We start from the raw sequence: 25,477 nt of genomic DNA on the forward strand, positions 1-25,477 counted from the left end.
TATTTTCTTTTCGTTTGCGCTTTTTTTCACCAACATGGTGATAAATCAGCTAAACCGAGCGTAGAATTGATTATTTCAGCAGCAATTATCCGTCTACTCACGTAATATAATCGCTTAGAGTTACGTATTGGGATTAATTATGGAATTTAGTGAGCAGCAAACTGCTTCGCAAAAAAACCTTTCTTATCTTATAGCAGAACAGCTTGGCCAATTAATACTCAAAGGCACTTATTTACCCAGTTCGATACTTCCTAATGAAGGTGAACTCGCTGATAAGTTCCAAGCCAGCCGAACAGCAATAAGAGAAGCCGTTAAAATTTTAGCGGCTAAAGGCATGTTATTAGCTCGTCCACGCATAGGAACACGAGTGATGCCTTCCTCACATTGGAATTTTTTGGATCAAGATCTGCTGAAATGGTGGATTAATAGTGATGAGCAATCCGTTGTTATTAAGCATTTCCATATTGTACGTCTAGCGATAGAGCCTCAAGCTTGCTATCTTGCAGCCCAAAATGCCAATAGCGAACAGAAACAATCGCTAAAATTGTTAGCAAATGAAATGCTATTGCTCGCAAAGCAATTTGATAGGCAACATTGGGTTGATGTTGACCACCGCTTTCATTTAGCCATTTATGAAGCTTGTGCAAACCCGTTTTTACTTTCTTTTGCGAATTTATTTCGCTCGGTTTATCAGTTTTACTTTGATGCCATAACAGAGAATGATGTTATTGAAGTTGGCATTCATAAACAGCTGGCAAATACCATAATAAAAGGTAATAGCGCCAAAGCGTTTGATCTTTGCTATAAGTTATTAACCATTACAGGGAAACAAACCTAACACGATAACTTCCATGTTTGCTTTAACTTTCTATTTAATAGGTTACCGATGTTAAAAACAGCCAAAAGCATGTCAGGTCTTCCGTGGATTGCAGCAATGGCATTCTTCATGCAAGCCCTTGATGCTACCATTTTAAATACCGCGCTACCTGATATAGCCAAAAGTCTTCATCACTCACCACTTGCTATGCAGTCAGCAATTGTGAGTTACACATTAACTGTGGCACTGCTTATACCTGTAAGTGGTTGGTTTGCTGATCGGTTTGGCACACGCCGTATTTTTATTATTGCCGTTTCACTGTTTTCCTTCGGCTCTCTTTTGTGTGCATTATCACCATCTCTGACTTTCTTAGTCACATCACGGGTTATCCAAGGTATTGGCGGGGCAATGATGATGCCAGTCGCACGATTAGCCTTGATCCGCGCCTACCCACGAAGTGAATTATTGCCAATATTAAATTTTGTCACTATTCCTGGCCTAGTAGGTCCCATTTTAGGACCACTTTTAGGGGGAGTGCTGGTAACCTATGCCACTTGGCATTGGATTTTTATTATCAATATACCGATTGGAATATTAGGGATTTTATACGCCTTAAAATCGATGCCTGATTTTAAAATGCCAAAACGTAAATTCGATGTACTTGGGTTTATCTTATTTGGCTTCGGCTTAGTGATGCTATCAGTGAGTTTAGACTTGTTTGGTGATGATTCACTTTCTAACTATATTCCTATATCTATCGTTCTTGGTGGCTTCTTTTGCTTGCTTCTATATATATTGCACGCAAGACGCATTAAACATGCCATCATCCCACTGAATTTATTTAAAACACGAACTTTTAGTATCGGTATCAGCGGTAATATAGCCACTCGCTTAGGAACAGGCAGTATTCCCTTTTTAATGCCGTTAATGCTACAAGTTGGCTTTGGCTACGAAGCGGTGATCGCAGGTATGATGATGGCACCTATGGCAATTGGTTCAATTATTGCGAAATCTTCCGTCACAGGCATACTCACTAAGTTTGGCTATCGTAATACACTGTTTACCGTCACTGTGATTATCGGTTTTATGATCGCGCAGTTTTCCTTACAATCACCAACTATGTCTATCTATTTACTGGTAGTGCCTTTATTTATTCTTGGTATGGTGATGTCGACTCAATTTACAGCCATGAATACTATCTGTTTAGCTGATCTAACCGATAACAACGCCAGTGCAGGCAACAGTATGTTGGCCGTTACTCAGCAATTATCGATCAGTTTTGGTATTGCGGTTAGTGCTGCAATATTGAGTTTCTATGAAGGGAAACCAGGTGGAAATACGGTTGATAATTTCCATTATACTTTTATCACCATTGGCGTTATTACCCTACTTTCTGCGTTTGTCTTCTTATTACTGAAAAGAAATGATGGGCAAAACCTCATAAAAAGTAAAGCCAAGCAAACACCCAATAAAAGCTAACGATGTTTAACTGATTGACGCTCAACTAATTTGGGCGTCAATACTAAAACATTTGCAGAAGCTTCTGGATTATCCATTCTAAAAATCAACTGGTTAACCGCTAGCTTACCGAGCTCATCCTTCGGTTGATGAATAGTTGTCAGTGGTGGGATCATATAAGGTGATAAATCGATATCATCATAGCCAATAATCGAAATATCATCGGGTACTTTTAACCCTTGGCGGAATATGGCCTGATAAGCACCAACAGCCATCGCATCATTGCCCGCAAAAATTGCTTTTGGACGATTCTCAAGCGCCAGCAACTTATTCATTGACTCAAAGCCACCAGCAAATTCAAAATCACTAAAAATAATATATTCGTCAGGGATCGGTAACGAAGCTTGCTTCATTGCAGCTATAAACCCTTGAAAGCGAGCCTGTGCGGGTGATTTATCTTGTGGGCCAGCAATACAGGCTATTTGAGTGAAACCTGCTTCAATCAAATAGCGCGTAGCCATCTCGCCACCCAGAAAAGAGTTATCTTGAATAATATCCCCCCCAGACTCAAAGGGTGACCAATCCATCATCACAGTAGGTACTGCTGGATAGCGCGAAAGAACTTCTTTTGATGGCCCTTGTGCCTCGGTACACATGATCAATAAGCCATCAACCCGCTTTTGCAATAAGGTTTCTAAGCTATGGTTCATTCGTTGAAGATCGCCTTCCGTGTTACATAAGATCAAGCTGTAACCTAACTCATAGCAACTACGCTCTACACCACGAACAACTTCAGCATAAAACGGGTTATTACTTGTTGTCAGTAACATCCCAATCGTATTAGTGCGATTCATTTTTAAGCTACGGGCAAGTGCAGATGGCGCATAATTTAGCTGCTCAATTGCGTTTTTTACCCGTAATGTCACGCTTTCGCTGACATAACGATTTTGATTGATGACATGAGACACGGTGGATGTTGACACACCTGCAAGGCGTGCAACATCTTTCATTGTTGCCACAAGCTATTCCTGTTGAGTTAAAAAGGTATCAATTTCATTGCGCCATGGTACAGAAGGCTGAGCACCTGGCCGAGTCACTGCAATTGCTGCTGCCGCATGCGCAAAACGAATCGCTTGTGTATCATTTTTGCCTTCAAGCAACGCGGTCACGTAAGCACCATTAAAGGTATCACCAGCTGCAATAGTATCGACGGCTTTGACTTTAAATCCAGCAATAATTTTGCCTAATTGACCTTTTTCACTAAACCAAACACCTCTCGCTCCTAATGTGATCATCACTTTACTAATACCTTTATCATGTAGTACTTGAGCGGCAGCTTGTGCACCATGATCATCCTTCACTGTAATACCTGTTAAATGCTCTGCTTCCGTTTCATTTGGCGTAATGATATCAACCAGTGAAAGTAATGAATCGGGGAGAGCTTGAGCCGGAGCAGGATTTAAGATCACTTTGGTATTATTTTTTTTGGCAATCTCTGCGGCTAACTGTACTGCCTCAATAGGTGATTCTAATTGCATCAGAAGAGCATCAGCATCAATAATTTGTTGTTGATAATGATTGACTCGTTCAGTCGTTAAATGTGCGTTTGCACCCGCGTGGATCCCTATAACATTTTCACCTTGCTGATTAACAAATATTAGCGCAACACCTGTCGTTTCATTTTTAATAGCATCAATACATTCAATGTGAATGCTATCTGTCTCAAGCTGTTTTTTGACGTTATGCCCTATGCTATCGTCACCCACACAAGCAATAAATGTTATATCAGCACCACTTCTACCAGCAGCAACAGCCTGATTAGCACCTTTACCACCAAATGCGACTTGGTAATGATTTCCCCTAACAGTTTCACCTGGTTGAGGAAATTGCCCAACATTCAAAATATGATCAGCATTGATACTACCTAAAACAACAAGTTTAGCTGCACCCATAACATTGTGTTCCTTTTATTCTTTTTTATTCAGTCAGCAGAGCAAAACGCCGTTCATCAGAACGGCGGTTTTTACGTTTTATTTTTTAACAACCAATTCCAATTCAACGGGAACTGTTGGCTCTACTTTTTCACCTTTTAGGACTTTATCGGCGATTTGTACACCAACGATACCAATTTGATCTGGGCGCTGTGCAATAGTGGCGCCTAACTTTCCGCCTTCAACCGCTTTGATCCCATCGTTGGTACCATCAAAACCAACCACTAATACATCATCACGACCAGCAGTTTGTAGCGCTCTCAGTGCGCCTAGCGCCATCTCATCATTTTGTGCAAAAACAGCCTGTACAGCGGGATGCGCTGTGAGTAGGTTCTGCATGACGTTCAAGCCTTTTGTTCTATCAAAATCAGCAGGTTGGCTTGCTAGTACATTAAATTTATGTTCTTTAGCGCCTGTACTAAAACCTTCTCCTCGCTCACGCGCAGCTGAAGTACCTGTAATGCCTTCTAACTGAATAACTTTGGCATCATTACCTGTTTTCTGTGCGATATAGTCAGCCGCCATTTTACCGCCCATGCGGTTATCAGAAGCAACATGGCTGACCACTTCACCTTTATTTGCTGCTCGGTCTAGTGTGATCACAGGGATTTTTGCTTTATTTGCCATGATGATGGCGTTACCAACAGCATCTGAATCGGTTGGGTTTATCAACATCAGTTTGGTGCCACGAACTGTTAAATCTTGAACGTTGGCTAATTCCTTAGCTGGGTTATCCTGTGAATCCAGCACAATCAGTTCATAGCCTAATTTATCTGCTTCTTTTTGAGCACTATCCTTCATCGTTACAAAGAACGGGTTGTTCAATGTTGAAATGACTAACGCAATACTGTCTTTTGCCATTGCATTAACACTAACTGTTGCAGTTAACGCCATGACAGATAATAAGGTTGCTAACTTTTTCATTTTCATAATCAGATTCCTGTAGGGTATTATTTTTTGTTATCAACGAGTACAGCGAGCAAAATTACAACGGCTTTTACAATCATTTGATAGTTTGACGATATGCCTAGTAAATTTAGGCCATTGTTTAAGAAACCTAAGATCAGTGCACCAATTAAAGTCCCCACAATACGACCTTTACCACCAGCAAGGCTTGTACCGCCCAAAACAACAGCAGCAATCGCATCGAGTTCATATCCATTTCCTGCCATTGGCTGCGCAGAAGAAAGACGAGCCACTTCAATCACACTAGCAAGTGCGGCTAACAATCCACATAAGGAATAAACAATGATTTTAATGCGATCAACATTGATGCCTGATAAGCGAGTTGCTGATTCATTACCACCAAGTGCATAAATATAACGGCCTAAGCGTGTGTGATGTAATAAATACCACGCAGCGGCAAACACAATGATCATCAACCAAATTGGTGTTGGAATACCTAATGGACGGCCAATACCAAACCAACCAAATAGATCGGCATTGTCACTAAAACCTGTATTGATTGGACTACCATCTGTGTAAACACGTGTAACACCACGCAGTAATAACATCATCACTAGCGTAGCAATAAAAGCTTGCACCTTACCTTTAGCAACAATCACACCTGTGCATGCCCCAATTGCAGCACCAAGTGCAAGTGCACCAGCAACAGCGACAAAGGCATTTACCTCAGCGCCGACCATCGAAGCTGCAACAGCCCCTGTTAGTGCTAGCAATGACCCTACCGATAAATCAATCCCAGAAGTCAAAATAACCAAGGTCATACCGACTGCCATGATCGCGTTCACTGAAGTCTGTTGTAGGATATTAAATAGGTTATTAAGCGTGAAAAAATTGGGGCTCAACGACGAAACAATGGCAATTAATACTAATAAAGCAATAAGCGATTTTTGCTCCATTAACCATTCTTTAGTGAACCAGCGCTTTGATGTTGTATTATTCGATGTCATGCTGATAACTCCTGAGCTGAGCCGTAACTTTTCCCAACAGCCGCAGCCATGAGAACTTCTTGTGTCGCTTGTTTAGCTGAAAACTCACCACTGATATGCCCTTCGTGCATAACAAGAATGCGGTCACTCATTCCGATCACTTCTGGCATTTCAGAAGAGACTAAAATGATACTCAGCCCTTCTTTCTTAAACTGGTTAATTAATTGATAGATTTCTTTCTTTGCACCAACATCTACACCGCGTGTTGGTTCATCTAAAATCAGCACCTTAGGTCTAGTCATCAAACCTCTAGCAATCGCCACTTTTTGCTGATTACCACCAGATAGATTGCCAATTATTTGATCCATCGACGGCGTTTTAATATTAAATAAACGTATAAAATCGCCGACAGTTTGCTGTTCTTCTTTATGGTTAAGATTTCCCCCCGCACGGCTAAAGTAGCGCAATGCGGTTAAAGACATATTTTCTTTAACTGACATTCCAAGCACTAAACCATCACGCTTACGATCTTCAGATATATAAACAATACCGTTGTTTAAACCATCTTGAGGGGTCTTTAAGGAAAGGCTTTTACCTTCTAACCGTACATCACCTGATTTTTTTGGCGCTGCGCCATAGATGATTTTCATTAACTCAGTACGTCCAGCGCCCATAAGCCCTGAAACACCTAAAATTTCGCCACTGCGTAGAGAAAAAGTAGCCCGTTCAACACCGGGACCTGATAAGTTTTCGACTTGTAGACGAATTTCACCAGCAGGGATATCAATGCGTGGGTATTGATCTTCCAACTTACGACCAACCATCATTTCAATTAACGTTTCTTCTTCTAATTCGCTAACTGACTTCTCACCAATAAATTGTCCGTCACGGAAAACGGTCACATCATCGCAAATTTCGAAAATTTCTTTTAAACGATGAGAGATATAAACAATGCCACGACCTTGCGCTTTAAGCTCTTCAATAACACGAAATAATGAGGCTGTTTCTGTGTCAGTCAATGCATCCGTTGGTTCATCCATAATAATAACTTGAGATTCAAAGCTTAATACTTTGGCTATCTCAACCATTTGTTGTTCACCAATAGAAAGCTCTGCGATCAGCTGGTGGCTGTCATAATCAAGGTTGAGACGTTTTAGGAGTTTATCGGACTCACTAAACATAGTTTTCCAATCAATTTTCCCAAATCTATTCACAAACTCACGGCCAAGAAAAATATTTTCAGCAATTGTCAGTTCAGGGATTAGGTTTAGTTCTTGATGGATAATACCAATACCTGCTTCCTGCGAATTTTTGGGGCCATGGAAAATGACTTCTTTGCCTAAATAACGAATAGCTCCAGCATCTTTGCTGTAGATCCCCGTCAGCACTTTCATCATGGTGGATTTACCCGCACCATTTTCCCCGACAAGCGCCATCACTTTTCCGGGGTAAACTTTAAGAGCGGCACCATTGAGCGCTTTAACACCTGGAAAAGATTTATCAATACCGATAAGTTCTAATAAAGGTTGCATACACACCTCAGAAAGTCACACCAGAACAGAGAATAACGTTGGCAAAAGGTGAACATTCCCCTGTTCTAATAACGGCTTTACTATCGCGTGTTAACTGCTTAAAGCTTTCATGGCTACAATACTCCACCTCAATAGGTTTTCCTTGAGTTAGTTCTAACGCTTTTAAATGTGCCAATATTGCCTGTTCCATTTGAGGGTTGATAGTGGTAATTTCTCCCGCCAAAATCGCTTTTTCTACCTGCATTTCTTGCGTTACCACACTTAACACAGACATAAAATCAGGTAAGCCCTGAGTGACAGCCAAATCAATCCGCTCAACCTGCTGAGGTATAGGCAACCCAGCATCAGCAATCGTTATATGGTCAGTATGGCCTAACTTAGCAATCACTGACGTAATATTGGCATTAAGCAACACACCTTTCTTCATTTTTCCCGCCGTTTCCTTATAAGCGAAACGTTTCGCTCAACTTAATCATAGATAAGAAATTGAACAACTCAATCTTATTACGCAAGATTTGTGATCGTCATCGAAACGTTTCGTTCACAGAAAAAATCCGTCAAAAGACGAATAGATTGAATTAATTAGGGCTGAATCGTTTTTGTGATTCACTATTAGAAATAAAACAAAAATGACAAAATACGTTGCACTATTTACCTTAGGATCGATAACCTAGAGAACATATTGCTTGTTTAATAATTAAAGGAATCAAGGAAAAAACATGCAGCTAGCGGAACGAATTGCCCAACTAAGCAACTATCTTGAAAGTGGCCTATATGAACGCCAGCATGCGATCCGTTTATGTCTACTCGCAACCTTAAGCGGAGAAAGTGTTTTTCTTTTAGGGCCACCGGGGATCGCAAAAAGCTTAATAGCACGCCGTATGAAGTATGCATTTCGCCACGCTAATGCATTTGAATATTTAATGACGCGCTTTTCCACGCCTGAAGAAATTTTTGGCCCATTATCAATCCAAGCCTTAAAAGATGAAGGCCGCTATCAACGCCTAACTAAAGGCTATTTACCTGATGCTGAAGTGGTATTTCTTGATGAAATATGGAAAGCAGGTCCCGCTATCTTAAATACCTTGCTAACCGCAATTAATGAGCGCAAGTTTCGTAATGGCGATGGTGAAAGTAATATCCCAATGCGGCTACTGGTCACTGCTTCCAATGAATTGCCCGATGCAGACAATAGCCTAGAAGCCCTATTTGATAGGATGTTAGTGCGTATTTGGCTTGATAAAGTCCAAGAAAAACAAAATTTTCGTGCATTACTAATAGGCAAATCATCACCAGATGATTCACTTGTACCAGAACATTTAAAAATCAGCGATGAAGAATATGGTGAATGGCAACAGCAAATCCCTCAAATTACGCTAACCGATCACTGTTTTGAATTGATTTACCAACTACGCCAACAATTAGACGCAACAGACAAACACTTATATGTATCTGACCGACGTTGGAAAAAAGCGGTTTATTTACTGCAGGCAAGCGCATTTTTTAATGGTCGAAATGCCGTTTCACCTTTAGATATTATTCTGCTGAAAGATTGCTTATGGCATGACATGCAATCAATGAATGCATTACCTCAATTACTGAAATCAATTCTAGAAGAAGACGGATGGCAACAAAGAAAATTGTCACGAGAGATGGAAATGCTCTATCAAGAATGGACATCTTCGACCCAAGATCAAAACAATCAAAATGCTTTTAAAGTGAATAAAAGCACGCCAATGTTTGCTCGTCGCCCAACCTATACCTTACCTGAAGACATCAAAGAAGGCCGCGTAACGCTGTTTTTACATAAGCCATTACAGCTTCATGATATGAAAGTGACCTTTATTACCACTGACAAAAAGCTATTAACCAATTTCTTAGCAAAAGGAACAACACTCTCCGCTCACCTCAATGGTATTGGTTTTGCGCAAGAAATCGCTGCTGAAATTAATAATTTAAATCAAATACAATTACTTGATGTCAGTCATCAAACTTCGACACTTTATATACAACAGCCAACAACTTCTGTTGATAAAACAGACAATACAGTGTGGTTAGAAAAACTCGATAAAATCCAACAGGATATTCAATCAGTACGATATCAATTTGAAAAACAACAGCCTAACCTGTTTATTGAGTCTCATTGGCTAGCAGGTATAGAAGGGAGTTTTATTAAGCTTTCAGAAAAGCTGTCACAGCTACGCAATCAAATCACTGGTAAAGTGACGGACAATAATGCTTAGCTTAGCCACGCTAGACTTATTGCTTTCAGTTAATGAAAGCCAACTAATAGAAGAGATTATTATTTCTCTACTCGCTACGCCTCAACTAGCCGTTTTCTTTGAAAAGCACCCAAGGCTAAAAAAAGCATTGTTGAAAGATCTATCTGAATGGAAAAAAGAACTCAAACAAAAGCTACAGGATGCTTTAGTTCCAGCACAATTAACCGAAGAATTTCAGCTTTATCAACAATCGTTAGGGCAACCAACGACACTGTTTTTTGATCAATTACCTTCCCTAATCGAAAAATTAGAAAAAATTGATTCACCTTTTTATGCAGAAGCAAGCAAGTTAAGCTCAGGGAAAATCGATAATCGCAGTGCTCGGCAGAGCTTATTTATCCAACGCTGGCGTATTAGCTTAATATTACAAGTTACCACATTACATAAAGAGTTATTAGAGCAAGAAAAAGAGCAGTTACTGGCCGAACTACAACGTCGACTAGCTTTAAGTGGGAACTTAGAAGAAATTTTAGGGGAAAACGAAAGGGCAGCTGGGCGATTATGGGATTTAAGTAAAGGGCTCAATACAGCTTCAGCTTATAACGATAAATTATTAAATCGCTACAGTGATTTTCTGCGTCAGCAACCTGAGTTAGAAAAAATTGCGCAATTACTTGGACGAAGCCAATCTGCACGTTCATTACCAGAAGATAGTGTGCTTCTGGAGCCGATGACAATTATGGAAAAAGTGCCAGAAACCGTTCCTGAACAAGTTGATGGAATAGGGCAAAGTGATGATATATTAAGATTATTACCTGCTGAGCTGGCAATGCTAGGGATAGAAGAGATCGAGTTTGAGTTCTATCGTAAGCTACTGGAAAAACGGCTCCTTACCTATCGTTTACAAGGAGAGAGTTGGCAGGAAAGGCATGTATTGCGCCCTATTACTCATCATCATGATGAAGAGCAGCCAAGAGGCCCTTTTATTGTCTGTATTGATACATCCGGCTCAATGGGTGGATTAAATGAACGCTGTGCAAAAGCATTTTGCCTTGCCTTAATGAAAATTGCGCTGGCGGATAATCGCTCCTGCCACGTTATGTTGTTTTCTACCGAAATCGTTCACTATGACCTGCTATCTACAGATGGCTTAGAACAGTGCATCCGTTTTTTACATCAGACATTTCGTGGAGGCACTGACTTAGCAGCTTGCTTACAAGAGACCGTAAAAAGGTTGGAGTCACCCTTGTGGGCTGATGCAGATGCGGTAGTGATTTCTGATTTCGTCTCTCAGCGCTTACCTGATGAATTAGTACAGAAAATAAGATCGCTACAGAAGGTAGGGAAATACCGCTTCCATGCGGTATCAGTCTCAAATTATGGGAAGCCCGGCATCATGAAGATATTTGATCATATCTGGCGCTTCGACACCGGGTTAAAAAGCAGATTACTGCGCCGCTTTAGTCGCTAATACTCTTACAGCATGCCCGCAACTGATTCACGCATTTCAGGTGACCAAACACCACACTGAACTTGACCAATATGCTGACGTTGTAGAAGCAGCATCACTAGGCGTGACTGACCAATTCCACCGCCGATGGTTTGAGGCATTTTGCCTTGAACCAATGCTTGGTGCCAATCTAGCTCCATACGTTTCTCATCACCGGTTAAATCGAGCTGACGAGTTAAACACTCAGGGCTAACACGGATCCCCATTGAAGAAATTTCAAATGCATCTTGTAAAACAGGGTTCCACACAATGATGTCACCGTTCAAGCCTTTAAAGCCTTCTTCGTTTTCAGTGGTCCAGTCATCGTAATCAGGAGCACGTACATCGTGCGCTTCCCCGCTAGAAAGTTTACCGCCGATACCGATAAGGAAAACAGCGCCTAATTCTTTAGCAATCGCACGCTCACGGCCTTTTGCATCTAAATCAGGGTAACGTTGTAGCAGCTCTTCACTGTGGATAAAATGAATTTGTTCTGGCAGGAACGGTGCCAGCCCAAATTCGGTACTAATAGCGGCTTCTGTTTGTTTTATTGCCTGATAGATTTTACCCACTGTCTGCTTCAGATAAGGAAGTGTACGCTCCTCATCTGCCATCACTTTTTCCCAATCCCATTGATCGACATAGACGGAATGAATTGGTGTTAAGCGATCTTCGTCCGGACGTAACGCTTTCATATGTGTATACAGCCCTTGACCTTGTTTGAAATCGAAACGACCTAATGTTTTGCGTTTCCATTTAGCCAAAGAGTGAACCACTTCAAAAGTTGCATCAGGAATTGATTTCACTTTCACTTGAACGGCTTTTTCATGACCAGACAGGTTGTCTTGGGTACCATCACCTAAACGGCTTAGGATAGGCCCTTGAACTTCAATTAAGCCAAGCTCTTTTTCAAGCAAACGTGAGAAATAAGATTTAACAAAGCTGATTTGCTGTTGTTGTTCGATAAATGATTTGTCCATTGTATTCACCCATAATTTGTTAGCTGTGTTAGCCGATATGTAGATTAAGCAACAAAATGGGGTACAAATTCAATATACTTCATTAAAAAAACACTTTGTTATTTATTTTATCTAAAAAAATAGGTATAAAAATAATAAATCGTCAAAATAGAGGGTTAATAATGCCTGAAAATTATCAGATCGATAATCTCGATCGTGACATACTTCACGAGTTAATGAAAAATGCACGAACCGCTTACGCAGAATTGGCTAAAAAATTCTCTGTAAGCCCAGGCACAATTCATGTTCGTGTTGAAAAAATGAAACAAGCGGGGATCATTACGGGAACTCGTATTGATATCAGCCCTAAACAACTCGGCTTTGATGTCTGCTGTTTTATCGGCATTATTTTAAAAAGTGCTAAAGACTATCATACCGCCCTCAAAAAACTGGATGCCCTAGAAGAAGTGGTTGAGGTGTACTACACCACAGGCCAATACAGTATTTTTATCAAGGTAATGTGTCGATCAATAGATTCCCTTCAAGATGTACTTATCAACAAAATTCAAACTATTGATGAAATTCAATCCACAGAAACCCTGATCTCGCTACAGAACCCGATCATGCGCACAATCAGCCCTTAAAAAAAAATTTATATAACCACATTATCCACAGGTAGATCCCAGCTCATTCACAGCGTACAATAGCGACCTAAAATTGCTATTGGGAATCACCATGACAAAAGTAACCCTAATAAGTGGCAGCACAATGGGTAGTGCTGAATATGTTGCAGAGCATATGGCGGAGATCTTAGAAGAACTTGGCTATGAAACCGATATGCAACATGGTCCAGATTTAGATTCACTACCCCATGAAGGCTTATGGCTGGTGGTGAGCTCCACTCATGGTGCAGGCGATCTTCCTGAAAGTATTCAATCTCTGGCTGAAGAAATAGAAAGTCGATCACCTGATCTTAGTAAAGTTCAGTTTGGATCTGTGGGTATTGGCAGTTCTGAATATGACACTTTCTGCGGTGCGATCCATAAATTGAACTCTTTACTATTGGATCATGGCGCTAAAAAGATCGGCGAAACACTAGAGATAGATGTACAGCAGCATGAAATTCCCGAGGATCCAGCTGGCGAATGGGTTAAAATTTGGGCAAACGAACTTTAATTTGTTCAAAATAACAGCGATCAGCTGTGGATAACTCTGGTAAGATCACGGTATTAACCGGTAGTTATCCATAGTATAAGTTTTGATGCATCCGATGCCTGTGTATAAGTGCCCTTTTTGATCCCAGCTTATACGCAAAAGGATCACGGATCATTCACAGTATATGATCCTTTACACTTTGATGATCTTTAAAGTGAATATTCAGTTATCCACAGATATCGATGATCCTAATAAAAGATCTAATAAAGAGATCTTTAAATAAAAAGATCTTTATATAATAAGGCACGGATCAACTAGGCTTGGTCTATCCTTAAAACTTGAGTAGAATCCCTCTCCTCAAATGCGACAGTCAGCATTTTTCTAACGTTAAGGTTCACACATGTTTTATCCAGAGCAATTTGACGTCATCGTAATTGGTGGTGGTCATGCCGGTACAGAAGCAGCAATGGCAGCTGCACGTATGGGGCGTCAAACCCTATTACTGACTCACAATATTGATACATTGGGCCAGATGTCTTGCAACCCAGCCATCGGTGGGATCGGTAAGGGGCATCTGGTAAAAGAGATTGATGCACTTGGCGGCCTAATGGCTATGGCTACTGACAAAGCCGGTATTCAATTTAGAACTTTGAATGCCAGTAAAGGCCCAGCGGTTCGTGCAACACGTGCGCAAGCTGACCGTGTTCTTTACCGCCAAGCAGTAAGAACTGCTTTAGAAAATCAACCTAATTTAATGATTTTCCAACAGCCAGTTGAAGACTTAATTGTCGAAAACAATGTCGTCACTGGTGCAATCACCCGTATGGGACTGAAATTTAAAGCCAAAGCTGTGGTATTAACCGTAGGAACTTTCCTTGATGGTAAAATCCATATTGGTTTAGAAAACTACAGCGGTGGTAGAGCAGGAGATCCACCATCAATTTCACTATCTCAACGTTTAAGAGAATTACCATTACGTGTTAACCGCTTAAAAACGGGAACCCCACCGCGTATTGATGCACGTACTATCGACTTCAGCCAATTGGCCCAACAGCTGGGTGATGATCCAATGCCTGTTTTCTCGTTCTTGGGATCACAGGATCAACATCCACAACAAATGCCATGCTATATCACGCATACCAATGAAAAAACTCATGATGTGATCCGTAATAACTTAGATCGCAGCCCTATGTATGCAGGGATCATTGAAGGGGTCGGGCCGCGTTACTGTCCTTCGATCGAAGATAAAGTGATGCGTTTTGCTGATCGTAATACACATCAGATCTTCTTAGAACCCGAAGGCTTAACCAGCAACGAAATCTACCCTAATGGTATATCCACCAGCTTGCCATTTGACGTACAAATGCAAATTGTTCACTCGATGAAAGGAATGGAGAATGCACGGATCGTTCGTCCTGGTTATGCGATCGAGTATGATTTCTTTGACCCTAGAGATCTAAAACAGACACTCGAAAGCAAATTTATCAATGGACTATTTTTTGCTGGTCAAATCAATGGCACAACAGGTTACGAAGAAGCTGGTGCGCAAGGTTTATTAGCAGGTTTAAACGCTGCTCAATACGCATTTGATTTAGAAGGTTGGTTCCCTCGTCGTGATCAAGCTTACATGGGCGTATTGGTTGATGACCTTTGTACTTTGGGTACAAAAGAACCCTACCGTATGTTCACTTCACGTGCTGAATACCGATTAATGTTACGTGAAGACAACGCAGATCTTCGTTTAACGGAAAAAGGCCGTGAATTAGGACTAGTTGATGATGTTCGTTGGGCTCATTTCAACAATAAAGTTGAGCTGATTGAAAAAGAACGTCAACGCTTAAAAGATATTTGGGTTCATCCTAAAGCGGAAGGGCACGATGAAATCGACCAAATATTATCTGTACCTCTGTCTAAAGAGGCAAACGGAGAAGATTTATTACGTCGTCCTGAAATGGACTACCAAATGTTAACATCATTGAGCCGTTTTGCTCCGGGTATTACTGATCCTCAAGCTGCTGATCAAGTTGAAATCCAAGTTAAATATGAAGGTTATATCGCTCGTCAGCAAGAAGAGATCGAACGCCAGTTACGTAATGAAAATACACTGTTACCAGTTGATCTTGATTACAAGCAAGTGAAGGGACTATCCAATGAGGTGATGGCCAAATTAAATGACCATAAACCGACATCCATTGGCCAAGCATCGCGAATTTCAGGGATCACACCAGCGGCTATTTCTATTTTGCTTGTATGGTTAAAAAAACAAGGCATGTTGCGTAGGAGCGCTTAACCATGAGTTTATTAGCGCAACTAACTCGTTTAGCAAAACAGACGAATATTGCATTAACCGAGAAGCAGTCACAACAACTTGTTGGATATGTTGAATTATTGAACAAGTGGAACAAAGCGTATAATTTGACCTCTGTTCGTGACCCTCAACAAATGTTGATCCGTCATATCATGGATAGCATAGTGGTGAACGGTCAACTCAAGGGAACATCATTTATTGATGTTGGTACTGGGCCTGGGTTACCAGGCGTCCCCCTTGCTATTGTACGTCCTGATTCTCATTTTGTTTTGTTAGATAGCTTAGGTAAACGAGTTCGTTTTCTGAAACAGGTTCAGCATGAGTTAGGATTGGCTAACATAGAACCAATTCAGTCACGTGTCGAAGAATACCAACCTGATAATGGTTTTGATGGAGTAATCAGTCGTGCATTTGCTTCTTTGAATGACATGTTGAACTGGTGTCACCATCTTCCTAGCGTATCTGGGAAATTTTACGCATTAAAAGGTGTTGTTCGTGAAGAAGAATTGGCTGAGCTACCTGAGAACTTTTTGGTTGAATCGATCACTGAGCTAAAAGTCCCTGAACTTGATGAGCAACGGCATTTAGTCATTTTATCCTTAAAATAAAGTTGCTTTTTATCAATAAAATTTTATCTTTTAGAGCTTTAGCAGTGGCATTTACAATGTTACTGCTATTTTTATTTTGTGCTCTGTTTTATCAATTCGGATTTTACGTGATGTTTACACGGTAATAACGAATAACTATCAAAAATAAACATTTGGTACTAAAAAATATCCCTAAATGGATATTTGGGATAAATTACAACTATGCTTCTAATGATTAATAATGAAATATTTGATTTATTAAATCTTTTTTTTGATTAAAAACTATCACTTTTAATTATTTGATTTACTGTTCAAATATCTTGTTTCTATATTCTAAAGTGAAGAGTGATAAATGCAGAATGGAATATTTATTGTGATATTAATCACAAAAAAATGTTTGTACGTGTCGAGTCGTTAACTATTTATTAATTATTATTGCCACATTTCTGCGCTATCTCGAAAAAATTAAATATTTATTCACCTTTTCGCTACTTACTGATTGAATTCATTTCGCCTGCCCGTATAATTTGCTCGTTTTTGTCTCTTGACACATTTAAGCAAAGGCAGTTTTATACAACACTTAGCGTTTCTGAGGCTGAGAACAGCTGGGAGTACAAAAAGTTATGTCTGTATCCCTTTATGACAACAAGCATGCGGTAAAGCTGTTGTCTCTTCAGCTAATAACTTTTGTGATCCTCAGTGGGGCTTTCTGTGCAAATAGTATAGAATGGGGGGCCTCTGCTCTTGCGGGTGGTTTAGCATGCTGGTTACCAAATATCGTATTTATGCTGTTAGCCCACTTCCAGAAAGCAAAAGAAGAGGATGAACCTGTCCGCATTGCCTGGTTCTTTGCATTAGGAGCAGGGTTAAAGGTTGTGACAACCATTACTGTGTTAGTTGTTGCTTTCGGTGTGTTCAAAGCGTCATTGACACCACTGGGTTTGACCTATTTAGCGGTGCTAATTGTTCAGATTGTTGCACCAGCCGTTTTTAAACGGTAAGTATTTTTAAACTACAAAAGGGTAAGAGGCATCATGTCTGCATCAGGAGAAGTGATGACTACAAATGAGTACATAGGTCACCACCTGAGAAACCTTCAGTTGGATCTAAGTACCTTTAAGTTGGTCGATCCCCACGCTAGTCCAACGTTCTGGACGTTGAACATTGACTCGCTTTTTTTCTCGGTAGTTCTCGGGGCATTATTCCTGTGGCTATTTAGAAGAGTTGCTGTCAATGCGACTAGTGGCGTACCCGGTAAGTTACAGACTGCAATAGAACTGATCATTGGTTTCGTTGATAACTCAGTCCGTGATATGTATCACGGGAAGAGCAAAGTTATTGCCCCTCTGGCTTTAACGGTGTTCGTCTGGGTATTTTTAATGAACCTTATGGATTTACTCCCTATCGATTTCCTGCCGTATATTGCTGAACATTATCTCGGGTTACCTGCATTACGTGCAGTACCAACCGCAGATGTTAGTGTCACCTTATCGATGGCGATTGGTGTGTTTATCCTGATCCTCTTCTACAGCATTAAGATGAAAGGAATTGGCGGATTTACAAAAGAGTTGACTCTTCAACCTTTTAATCATCCTGTCTTTATCCCTATCAACTTAATTCTTGAAGGGGTAAGCCTGCTGTCAAAACCTGTATCACTCGGTCTGCGACTGTTTGGTAACATGTATGCAGGTGAATTGATCTTTATTCTTATCGCAGGTCTGCTACCGTGGTGGTCACAGTGGTTGCTAAGCCTACCTTGGGCTATCTTCCACATACTGATTATTACGCTACAAGCCTTTATATTTATGGTTCTGACTGTTGTCTATCTCTCGATGGCATCTGAAGAACACTAATTTCACTATTAATATTGTCTTAACTGAAACAAACTGGAGACTGTCATGGAAAACCTGAATATGGATCTGCTGTACATGGCTGCTGCTATTATGATGGGCTTAGCGGCGATCGGTGCTGCGATCGGTATCGGCATCCTAGGTGGTAAATTTTTAGAAGGTGCTGCTCGTCAGCCGGATTTAATCCCTCTGCTGCGTACTCAGTTCTTTATCGTAATGGGTCTTGTTGATGCTATTCCGATGATTGCTGTTGGTCTGGGCTTGTATGTAATGTTCGCTGTTGCCTAACTTTTGTTACAGAACACTAAGAACATTAACTCATTAATTAACAAGAGGTATTGTCTGTGAATCTAAATGCAACAATCCTCGGCCAGGCTATCGCGTTTGTCCTGTTTGTTTGGTTCTGTATGAAGTATGTATGGCCACCGATTATGGCGGCCATAGAAAAACGTCAAAAAGAAATTGCTGATGGTTTATCTTCCGCAGAACGTGCTAAAAAGAACCTGGAACTGGCGCAAACCGACGCAACCGACCGACTGAAAAAAGCGAAAGCAGAAGCTCAAGTCATCATCGAGCAAGCGAATAAACAACGCAACCAGATGATTGAAGAAGCCAAAGCAGAAGCCGAAACAGAACGTGCAAAAATCGTCGCACAAGCTCAAGCAGAAATTGATGCTGAGCGTAAACGTGCACGTGAAGAGCTACGTAAACAGGTTGCGATGCTTGCTGTCGCAGGTGCCGAGAAGATCATCGAACGTTCCGTGGATGAAGCTGCTAACAGCGACATCGTTGATAAACTAGTCGCTGAACTGTAAGGAGGGAGGGGCATGTCTGAAATCGCTACTGTAGCTCGCCCCTACGCCAAAGCAGCTTTTGACTTTGCTGTGGAAAACCAGTCTGTTGAAAAATGGCAGAATATGCTGGCCTTCACCTCTGAGGTGACGCGCAATGAACAGGTTGGTGAGTTACTTTCTGGTTCTATTGCATCAGAAAGATTAGCTAAAACGTTTATCTCTGTTTGTGGGGATGAAATTGACGAGCATGTTCAAAATCTGATTCGTATTATGGCTGAAAATGGGCGTCTTAGTACGCTACCAGAAGTGTTAGTTCAGTTTATTCAACTGCGTGACGCTCTGGAATCAACAATTGAAGTTGATGTCATTTCTGCCAGCGAATTGAATGAGCAGCAGTTGGCCAAAATTTCTGCAGCGATGGAAAAACGTCTGTCACGCAAAGTTAAGCTGAATTGCAAAATTGATAAGTCTGTTATTTCTGGAGTGATCATTCGTGCGGGAGACCTCGTCATTGATGGGAGCATCCGCGGTCGCTTAGATCGTCTAACAGACGTCTTGCAGTCTTAAGGGGACTGGAGCATATGCAACTGAATTCCACCGAAATCAGCGAACTGATCAAACAGCGTATTGCTCAGTTCGATGTTGTGAGTGAAGCTCACAATGAAGGTACGATTGTATCCGTCAACGACGGTATCATTCGTATTCACGGCTTAGCCGAAGTTATGCAGGGTGAAATGATCGCGCTGCCTGGCAACCGTTACGCAATCGCACTGAACTTGGAGCGCGACTCCGTTGGTGCTGTAGTTATGGGCCCTTATGCTGACCTAGCGGAAGGCATGAAGGTTAAATGTACTGGTCGTATTCTTGAAGTTCCAGTTGGCCGTGGCCTGCTTGGACGTGTTGTGAATACACTCGGTCAACCAATTGATGGTAAAGGCCCTGTCGAGAACGATGGCTTCTCTCCAATTGAAGTTATCGCTCCAGGCGTTATCGAACGTCAATCTGTTGATCAACCTGTACAAACTGGTTATAAATCAGTCGATGCGATGATCCCAATCGGCCGTGGGCAGCGTGAGCTTGTTATCGGTGACCGTCAAACAGGTAAAACTGCTTTGGCAATCGATGCAATCATCAACCAACGCGATTCTGGCATCAAATGTGTTTACGTCGCTATCGGTCAAAAAGCATCAACTGTTGCTAACGTAGTTCGTAAACTTGAAGAACACGGCGCACTGGCAAATACCATTGTTGTTGTTGCTACTGCATCTGAATCAGCTGCACTGCAATACCTATCAGCCTACGCAGGCTGTGCAATGGGTGAATATTTCCGTGACCGCGGTGAAGATGCTCTGATTGTTTATGATGACCTATCTAAACAAGCGGTTGCATACCGTCAAATTTCACTGTTGCTACGTCGTCCACCAGGACGTGAAGCTTACCCAGGTGATGTTTTCTATCTGCATTCACGTCTACTTGAGCGTGCTGCTCGTGTTAACGCTGAATACGTTGAAGCATTCACTAAAGGTGAAGTGAAAGGTCAAACGGGTTCACTGACAGCATTGCCTATCATTGAAACTCAAGGCGGTGACGTTTCTGCATTCGTTCCGACTAACGTAATTTCGATTACTGATGGTCAGATCTTCCTGGAATCTAACCTATTTAACTCTGGTATTCGTCCAGCGGTTAACCCAGGTATTTCAGTATCTCGTGTTGGTGGTGCTGCTCAGACTAAAATTATCAAGAAATTGTCTGGTGGTATCCGTACCGCACTTGCTCAATATCGTGAACTGGCAGCGTTTGCTCAGTTTGCTTCAGACCTTGATGACGCAACGCGTAAGCAGTTGAGCCACGGTCAGAAAGTAACTGAGTTGCTGAAACAGAAACAATATGCACCTATGTCAGTAGCAGAGCAGGCATTGTCTCTGTTTGCGGCAGAGCGTGGATTCTTGGATGATGTTGAACTAGCGAAGATTGGTGCGTTTGAAGCTGCATTAGTTTCTTATGCATTGCGCGAGCATGCTGACCTTATGAAACAAATCGGCCCGGCGGGTAACTATAACGATGATATCGAAGCTAAGTTGAAACAACTGCTCGAATCATTTAAAGCAACCCAGTCCTGGTAATACTATTCGGCCCATGAATTTTTATGGGCCGTCTGGTTAAATAAGGAGAAGCAGAAATGGCCGGCGCAAAAGAGATACGTTCCAAGATCGCCAGCGTGCAAAACACGCAGAAGATCACTAAAGCGATGGAAATGGTCGCTGCGTCCAAAATGCGTAAATCGCAGGAACGCATGGCGGCCAGCCGTCCTTATGCAGAGACCATGCGCAGTGTAATTGGTCACTTAGCATTAGGTAATCTGGAATATAAACATCCATATCTCGAAGAGCGTGAAGTTAAACGTGTCGGGTATTTGGTTGTTTCTACAGACCGTGGTTTGTGTGGTGGCTTGAACATTAACTTGTTCAAAAAACTATTAGCAGACATGAAAACGTGGTCTGAAAAAAACGTTCAAGTTGATTTGGCTTTGATCGGTTCTAAAGCAGTATCATTCTTTGGATCTGTCGGTGGCAATGTTGTCACTCAGGTTACAGGGATGGGTGATAACCCAACACTGTCTGATTTGATCGGCCCAGTTAACTCTATGCTACAAGCCTATGATGAAGGGCGTTTGGATAAACTGTATGTGGTGACTAACAAGTTCATCAATACAATGTCTCAAGAGCCGACTATTCTTCAATTACTACCATTACCTGCAAGTAATGATGAGACATTGAAGAAAAAATCTTGGGATTATATATACGAACCCGATCCTAAGGCGTTGCTGGATACCCTGCTGCGTCGTTATATCGAGTCGCAGGTTTATCAGGGCGTCGTTGAAAACCTGGCTAGTGAGCAGGCCGCACGAATGGTAGCAATGAAAGCTGCTACTGATAATGGTGGAAACCTGATCAAAGAGTTGCAGTTGGTTTACAACAAAGCTCGTCAGGCCAGCATTACTCAGGAGCTTACCGAAATCGTTTCGGGTGCATCCGCGGTTTAACAGCTAGGTTTACGAATTACGTAGAGGATTCAAGATGGCTACTGGAAAGATTATCCAGGTAATCGGCGCCGTTGTGGACGTCGAGTTCCCTCAAGATGCAGTACCAAAAGTGTACGATGCTCTTGAGGTTATGAACGGTAAAGAAAAATTGGTGCTGGAAGTTCAGCAACAATTAGGCGGTGGTGTTGTCCGTTGTATCGCAATGGGTACATCAGATGGCCTGAGCCGTGGTTTAAAAGTAACAAACTTAGATCACCCAATTGAAGTACCAGTAGGTAAAGCAACTCTAGGACGTATCATGAACGTTCTGGGTGACCCTATTGATATGAAAGGTGATATCGGCGAAGAAGAGCGTTGGTCTATTCACCGTGCTGCGCCAAGCTACGAAGAGCTTTCAAGCTCTACAGAACTACTTGAAACCGGTATCAAAGTTATGGACTTGATTTGTCCATTCGCTAAAGGTGGTAAAGTTGGTCTGTTTGGTGGTGCGGGTGTTGGTAAAACCGTAAACATGATGGAACTTATCCGTAACATCGCGATTGAGCACTCAGGTTACTCAGTATTCGCAGGTGTTGGTGAGCGTACCCGTGAAGGTAACGACTTCTATCATGAAATGACAGACTCTAACGTTCTGGACAAAGTATCACTGGTTTATGGTCAGATGAATGAGCCACCAGGAAACCGTCTGCGCGTTGCGTTGACTGGCCTGACTATGGCTGAGAAATTCCGTGACGAAGGCCGTGATGTTCTGTTGTTCGTGGATAACATTTATCGTTATACACTGGCAGGTACAGAAGTATCCGCACTATTAGGTCGTATGCCATCAGCAGTAGGTTATCAGCCAACGCTAGCAGAAGAGATGGGTGTTCTTCAAGAACGTATCACTTCAACTAAGACTGGTTCTATCACCTCTGTACAGGCTGTTTACGTACCTGCGGATGACTTGACTGACCCATCACCAGCAACAACCTTTGCTCACTTGGACGCAACAGTAGTTCTGAGCCGTCAAATCGCTTCTCTGGGTATCTACCCTGCGGTTGACCCTCTGGATTCTACTAGCCGTCAACTTGATCCACTCATCGTTGGTCAAGAGCACTATGATGTTGCACGTGGCGTTCAGTCTATCCTTCAGCGTTACCAAGAGCTGAAAGACATCATTGCAATCCTAGGTATGGATGAACTGTCTGAAGAAGACAAACTGGTTGTTGCTCGTGCTCGTAAGATCCAGCGCTTCCTGTCTCAACCATTCTTCGTTGCTGAAGTCTTTACTGGTTCACCAGGTAAGTTCGTTTCCCTGAAAGACACTATCCGTGGCTTCAGCGGTATTCTGAACGGCGATTACGACCACCTGCCAGAACAGGCGTTCTACATGGTTGGTACCATTGAAGAAGCTGTGGAAAAAGCGAAAAAGCTTTAATCTGGCTGACGGGAGGTTGATATGGTAGCTGCAATGACATACCACCTGAAAGTTGTCAGTGCTGAAAAACAGATGTTTGACGGTCTAGTACAAAAAGTTCAGGTGACAGGTAGTGAAGGTGAGCTAGGGATCTATCCACAGCATACCCCACTGCTGACTGCCATAAAACCGGGCATGGTACGTATTACTAAGCAGTTTGGTGAAGAAGAACTAATTTATCTCTCCGGCGGTATTTTAGAAGTGCAACCAAATGGTGTGATCGTACTGGCTGATACAGCTATCCGTGGTAAAGATTTAGATGAAGCGCGTGCGCTGGAATCTAAACGCAGAGCGGAAGATCATGTCCGTAAAGCTCACGGTGATGTTGATTATGCTCAAGCATCGGCAGAGCTTGCGAAAGCAATAGCGAAACTTCGAGTGATCGAGTTAACTAAAAAGCTGATGTAATGACGGCAGTATAAAGAAAAGCCAGTCTGTTAATTCCGGACTGGCTTTTTTATTTGTGCGAAATATGTAGTATTTTAGGTAGGAAATAGGTTTACTTTCACCCCAAAGTTGGAGTTTCAGGAAATTATGACTGTGCAAAGAAAAAGTGTCGTCATTCTTGCTGCTGGTAAAGGCACTCGAATGTATTCAGAATTGCCTAAAGTCCTGCATTTATTAGCAGGAAAATCAATGGTTCAGCATGTTATTGATACTGCTAAATCTATTGGGGCATCAGACATCCACCTTGTTTATGGTCATGGTGGTGATTTACTGAAAGAAAAATTGGGCGAACAAAACTTAAATTGGGTGTTGCAGGCTGAGCAATTAGGTACAGGCCATGCAATGCAACAAGCAGCACCAAGCTTCCAAGATGATGAAGATATCATCATGCTCTATGGTGATGTTCCTCTGATAGCTCAAGACACCTTACAACGTTTAGTTGAAGCTAAACCGGAAGGTGGTATTGGTTTATTGACCGTTATTTTAGATAACCCAACAGGTTATGGTCGCATCATTCGTGAAAATGGCGAAGTTGTTGGCATTATTGAGCAAAAAGACGCAACGGAACAACAACGCAAGATCCAAGAAATCAATACAGGGATCATGGTTGCGAGCGGTAAAGACTTTAAACGTTGGTTAGCGCAACTTAATAACAATAATGCTCAAGGTGAATATTACATCACTGATATTATTGCGTTAGCGCATAAAGAAGGCAACAAGATCGAAACCGTTCACCCTAGTCGTCTCAGTGAAATGGAAGGGGTTAATAACCGCTTGCAGCTTGCTGCTCTTGAACGTGTTTACCAAAAAGAACAAGCAGAAAAGCTGTTACTGGCTGGTGTGATGTTAATTGATCCTGAACGTTTTGATATTCGTGGCACCTTAACTCATGGGCGCGATATTATCATTGATACAAACGTTATCATTGAAGGCAATGTCACTTTAGGAAATAACGTTCATATCCAATCAGGCTGTATCCTTAAAGACTGCGTGATTGGTGATAATTCAGTGATCAGCCCTTATTCAGTGATAGAAAACTCTGAATTATCGGCAGAATGTACTGTTGGTCCTTTTGCTCGTTTGCGCCCTGGTGCTAAATTGGCAGCGAAAGCTCATGTAGGCAACTTTGTTGAAATAAAGAATGCTTCATTAGGCTTAGGTTCTAAAGCAGGTCATTTAAGCTATCTCGGTGATGCACAAATTGGCGATAACGTGAATATTGGTGCAGGTACAATTACTTGTAACTATGACGGCGCTAATAAACATAAAACTGTGATTGGTGATGATGTATTTGTCGGCTCAGACACTCAGTTAGTTGCCCCTGTTGCTATTGCTAATGGCGTAACAATCGGTGCTGGTACAACGGTTACCCGTGATGTAAATGAAGGTGAACTGGTTGTTAGCCGTGTTAAGCAAGTACATATTAAAAACTGGCAGCGTCCAGTGAAGAAAAAATAAGATAATTTTAGGGGGAGGC

Annotated in this window: 25 protein-coding genes; 18 read left to right on the forward strand and 7 right to left on the reverse strand. The window is 41.7% G+C overall.

All coding sequences use genetic code 11. The features are described 5' to 3' along the window. The first annotated feature begins 139 nt into the window (after positions 1–139). Together AC3Z9T_RS16010 and mdtD are read left to right on the forward strand one after the other, a co-directional pair. The gene (locus AC3Z9T_RS16010; RefSeq protein ID WP_490127097.1) at positions 140–838 is read left to right on the forward strand and encodes a FadR/GntR family transcriptional regulator; all 699 of its coding nucleotides are present in this window, start codon (positions 140–142) and stop codon (positions 836–838) included. 48 nt (positions 839–886) lie between these two features. Continuing rightward, positions 887–2,296, forward strand: coding sequence for a multidrug transporter subunit MdtD (gene mdtD, locus AC3Z9T_RS16015; RefSeq protein ID WP_490127098.1), 1,410 nt, complete (start codon positions 887–889; stop codon positions 2,294–2,296). On the opposite strand, the gene rbsR is transcribed toward mdtD, so the two are convergent. The 6 genes from rbsR to rbsD form a co-directional block, all read right to left on the reverse strand. Continuing rightward, positions 2,293–3,294: a ribose operon transcriptional repressor RbsR gene (gene rbsR / locus AC3Z9T_RS16020; RefSeq protein ID WP_490127099.1), complete on the reverse strand. Its 1,002-nt coding sequence runs from the start codon at positions 3,292–3,294 to the stop codon at positions 2,293–2,295. The two genes, mdtD and rbsR, sit on opposite strands and share 4 nt — an antisense overlap. 3 nt (positions 3,295–3,297) lie before the next feature. Continuing rightward, positions 3,298–4,227: a ribokinase gene (rbsK, locus tag AC3Z9T_RS16025; protein WP_490127100.1), complete on the reverse strand. Its 930-nt coding sequence runs from the start codon at positions 4,225–4,227 to the stop codon at positions 3,298–3,300. Between the two features lie 78 nt (positions 4,228–4,305). Next, complete coding sequence (rbsB, locus tag AC3Z9T_RS16030) at positions 4,306–5,196, reverse strand: ribose ABC transporter substrate-binding protein RbsB (protein ID WP_490127101.1); 891 nt, start codon at positions 5,194–5,196, stop codon at positions 4,306–4,308. A 20-nt stretch (positions 5,197–5,216) separates the two neighbouring features. Beyond that, complete coding sequence (gene rbsC / locus AC3Z9T_RS16035) at positions 5,217–6,179, reverse strand: ribose ABC transporter permease (protein WP_490127102.1); 963 nt, start codon at positions 6,177–6,179, stop codon at positions 5,217–5,219. Further along, a complete protein-coding gene (gene rbsA / locus AC3Z9T_RS16040) occupies positions 6,176–7,690 on the reverse strand; it encodes a ribose ABC transporter ATP-binding protein RbsA (protein ID WP_490127103.1) in 1,515 nt (504 codons plus the stop codon). The genes rbsC and rbsA overlap by 4 nt, the downstream gene beginning before the upstream one ends. A gap of 7 nt (positions 7,691–7,697) precedes the next feature. Next, the gene (gene rbsD, locus AC3Z9T_RS16045; RefSeq protein ID WP_490127104.1) at positions 7,698–8,117 is read right to left on the reverse strand and encodes a D-ribose pyranase; all 420 of its coding nucleotides are present in this window, start codon (positions 8,115–8,117) and stop codon (positions 7,698–7,700) included. A 292-nt stretch (positions 8,118–8,409) separates the two neighbouring features. On the opposite strand from rbsD, the gene ravA reads away from it, so the two are divergent. Next, positions 8,410–9,933: an ATPase RavA gene (gene ravA / locus AC3Z9T_RS16050; protein ID WP_490127105.1), complete on the forward strand. Its 1,524-nt coding sequence runs from the start codon at positions 8,410–8,412 to the stop codon at positions 9,931–9,933. Next, complete coding sequence (gene viaA, locus AC3Z9T_RS16055) at positions 9,926–11,383, forward strand: ATPase RavA stimulator ViaA (RefSeq protein WP_490127106.1); 1,458 nt, start codon at positions 9,926–9,928, stop codon at positions 11,381–11,383. The genes ravA and viaA overlap by 8 nt, the downstream gene beginning before the upstream one ends. 5 nt (positions 11,384–11,388) lie before the next feature. Here viaA and asnA read toward each other — a convergent pair whose 3' ends face one another. Continuing rightward, a complete protein-coding gene (gene asnA, locus AC3Z9T_RS16060) occupies positions 11,389–12,381 on the reverse strand; it encodes an aspartate--ammonia ligase (protein ID WP_490127107.1) in 993 nt (330 codons plus the stop codon). Between the two features lie 161 nt (positions 12,382–12,542). Between asnA and asnC the strand changes: the two genes are divergently transcribed. From asnC to glmU, 14 genes are all read left to right on the forward strand, one after another. Then, complete coding sequence (gene asnC / locus AC3Z9T_RS16065) at positions 12,543–13,004, forward strand: transcriptional regulator AsnC (protein ID WP_070929802.1); 462 nt, start codon at positions 12,543–12,545, stop codon at positions 13,002–13,004. Positions 13,005–13,095: 91 nt separating this feature from the next. Continuing rightward, positions 13,096–13,536 carry an FMN-binding protein MioC gene (mioC, locus tag AC3Z9T_RS16070; RefSeq protein ID WP_490127108.1) on the forward strand — a complete coding sequence of 147 codons (441 nt, stop codon included), beginning with the start codon at positions 13,096–13,098 and terminating at the stop codon, positions 13,534–13,536. Between the two features lie 379 nt (positions 13,537–13,915). Next, complete coding sequence (mnmG, locus tag AC3Z9T_RS16075; RefSeq protein ID WP_490127109.1) at positions 13,916–15,805, forward strand: tRNA uridine-5-carboxymethylaminomethyl(34) synthesis enzyme MnmG; 1,890 nt, start codon at positions 13,916–13,918, stop codon at positions 15,803–15,805. A 2-nt stretch (positions 15,806–15,807) separates the two neighbouring features. After that, positions 15,808–16,431 (forward strand): 16S rRNA (guanine(527)-N(7))-methyltransferase RsmG, encoded by a 624-nt coding sequence (gene rsmG, locus AC3Z9T_RS16080; RefSeq protein ID WP_490127110.1) that lies wholly within the window; start codon positions 15,808–15,810, stop codon positions 16,429–16,431. A gap of 602 nt (positions 16,432–17,033) precedes the next feature. Further along, positions 17,034–17,411, forward strand: coding sequence for a F0F1 ATP synthase subunit I (gene atpI, locus AC3Z9T_RS16085; RefSeq protein ID WP_490127111.1), 378 nt, complete (start codon positions 17,034–17,036; stop codon positions 17,409–17,411). Positions 17,412–17,444: 33 nt separating this feature from the next. After that, complete coding sequence (atpB, locus tag AC3Z9T_RS16090) at positions 17,445–18,263, forward strand: F0F1 ATP synthase subunit A (protein WP_490127112.1); 819 nt, start codon at positions 17,445–17,447, stop codon at positions 18,261–18,263. 45 nt (positions 18,264–18,308) lie between these two features. Then, positions 18,309–18,548 carry a F0F1 ATP synthase subunit C gene (gene atpE, locus AC3Z9T_RS16095; protein WP_004393045.1) on the forward strand — a complete coding sequence of 80 codons (240 nt, stop codon included), beginning with the start codon at positions 18,309–18,311 and terminating at the stop codon, positions 18,546–18,548. 56 nt (positions 18,549–18,604) lie between these two features. After that, entirely contained in the window at positions 18,605–19,075 is a 471-nt protein-coding gene (gene atpF / locus AC3Z9T_RS16100; protein ID WP_070929808.1) for a F0F1 ATP synthase subunit B, read from the forward strand. Positions 19,076–19,087: 12 nt separating this feature from the next. Continuing rightward, positions 19,088–19,621: a F0F1 ATP synthase subunit delta gene (gene atpH, locus AC3Z9T_RS16105; protein WP_490127113.1), complete on the forward strand. Its 534-nt coding sequence runs from the start codon at positions 19,088–19,090 to the stop codon at positions 19,619–19,621. 14 nt (positions 19,622–19,635) lie between these two features. Continuing rightward, a complete protein-coding gene (atpA, locus tag AC3Z9T_RS16110; RefSeq protein ID WP_070929810.1) occupies positions 19,636–21,177 on the forward strand; it encodes a F0F1 ATP synthase subunit alpha in 1,542 nt (513 codons plus the stop codon). Between the two features lie 56 nt (positions 21,178–21,233). Continuing rightward, the gene (gene atpG / locus AC3Z9T_RS16115; RefSeq protein WP_272580853.1) at positions 21,234–22,097 is read left to right on the forward strand and encodes a F0F1 ATP synthase subunit gamma; all 864 of its coding nucleotides are present in this window, start codon (positions 21,234–21,236) and stop codon (positions 22,095–22,097) included. Positions 22,098–22,131: 34 nt separating this feature from the next. After that, a complete protein-coding gene (atpD, locus tag AC3Z9T_RS16120; RefSeq protein ID WP_490127114.1) occupies positions 22,132–23,514 on the forward strand; it encodes a F0F1 ATP synthase subunit beta in 1,383 nt (460 codons plus the stop codon). Between the two features lie 21 nt (positions 23,515–23,535). Continuing rightward, entirely contained in the window at positions 23,536–23,961 is a 426-nt protein-coding gene (locus tag AC3Z9T_RS16125) for a F0F1 ATP synthase subunit epsilon (RefSeq protein WP_490127115.1), read from the forward strand. A gap of 126 nt (positions 23,962–24,087) precedes the next feature. Further along, positions 24,088–25,458: a bifunctional UDP-N-acetylglucosamine diphosphorylase/glucosamine-1-phosphate N-acetyltransferase GlmU gene (gene glmU / locus AC3Z9T_RS16130; protein WP_490127116.1), complete on the forward strand. Its 1,371-nt coding sequence runs from the start codon at positions 24,088–24,090 to the stop codon at positions 25,456–25,458. The last annotated feature ends 19 nt before the right edge of the window (positions 25,459–25,477 follow it).

This window comes from Providencia sp. 6390 (assembly GCF_058148425.1).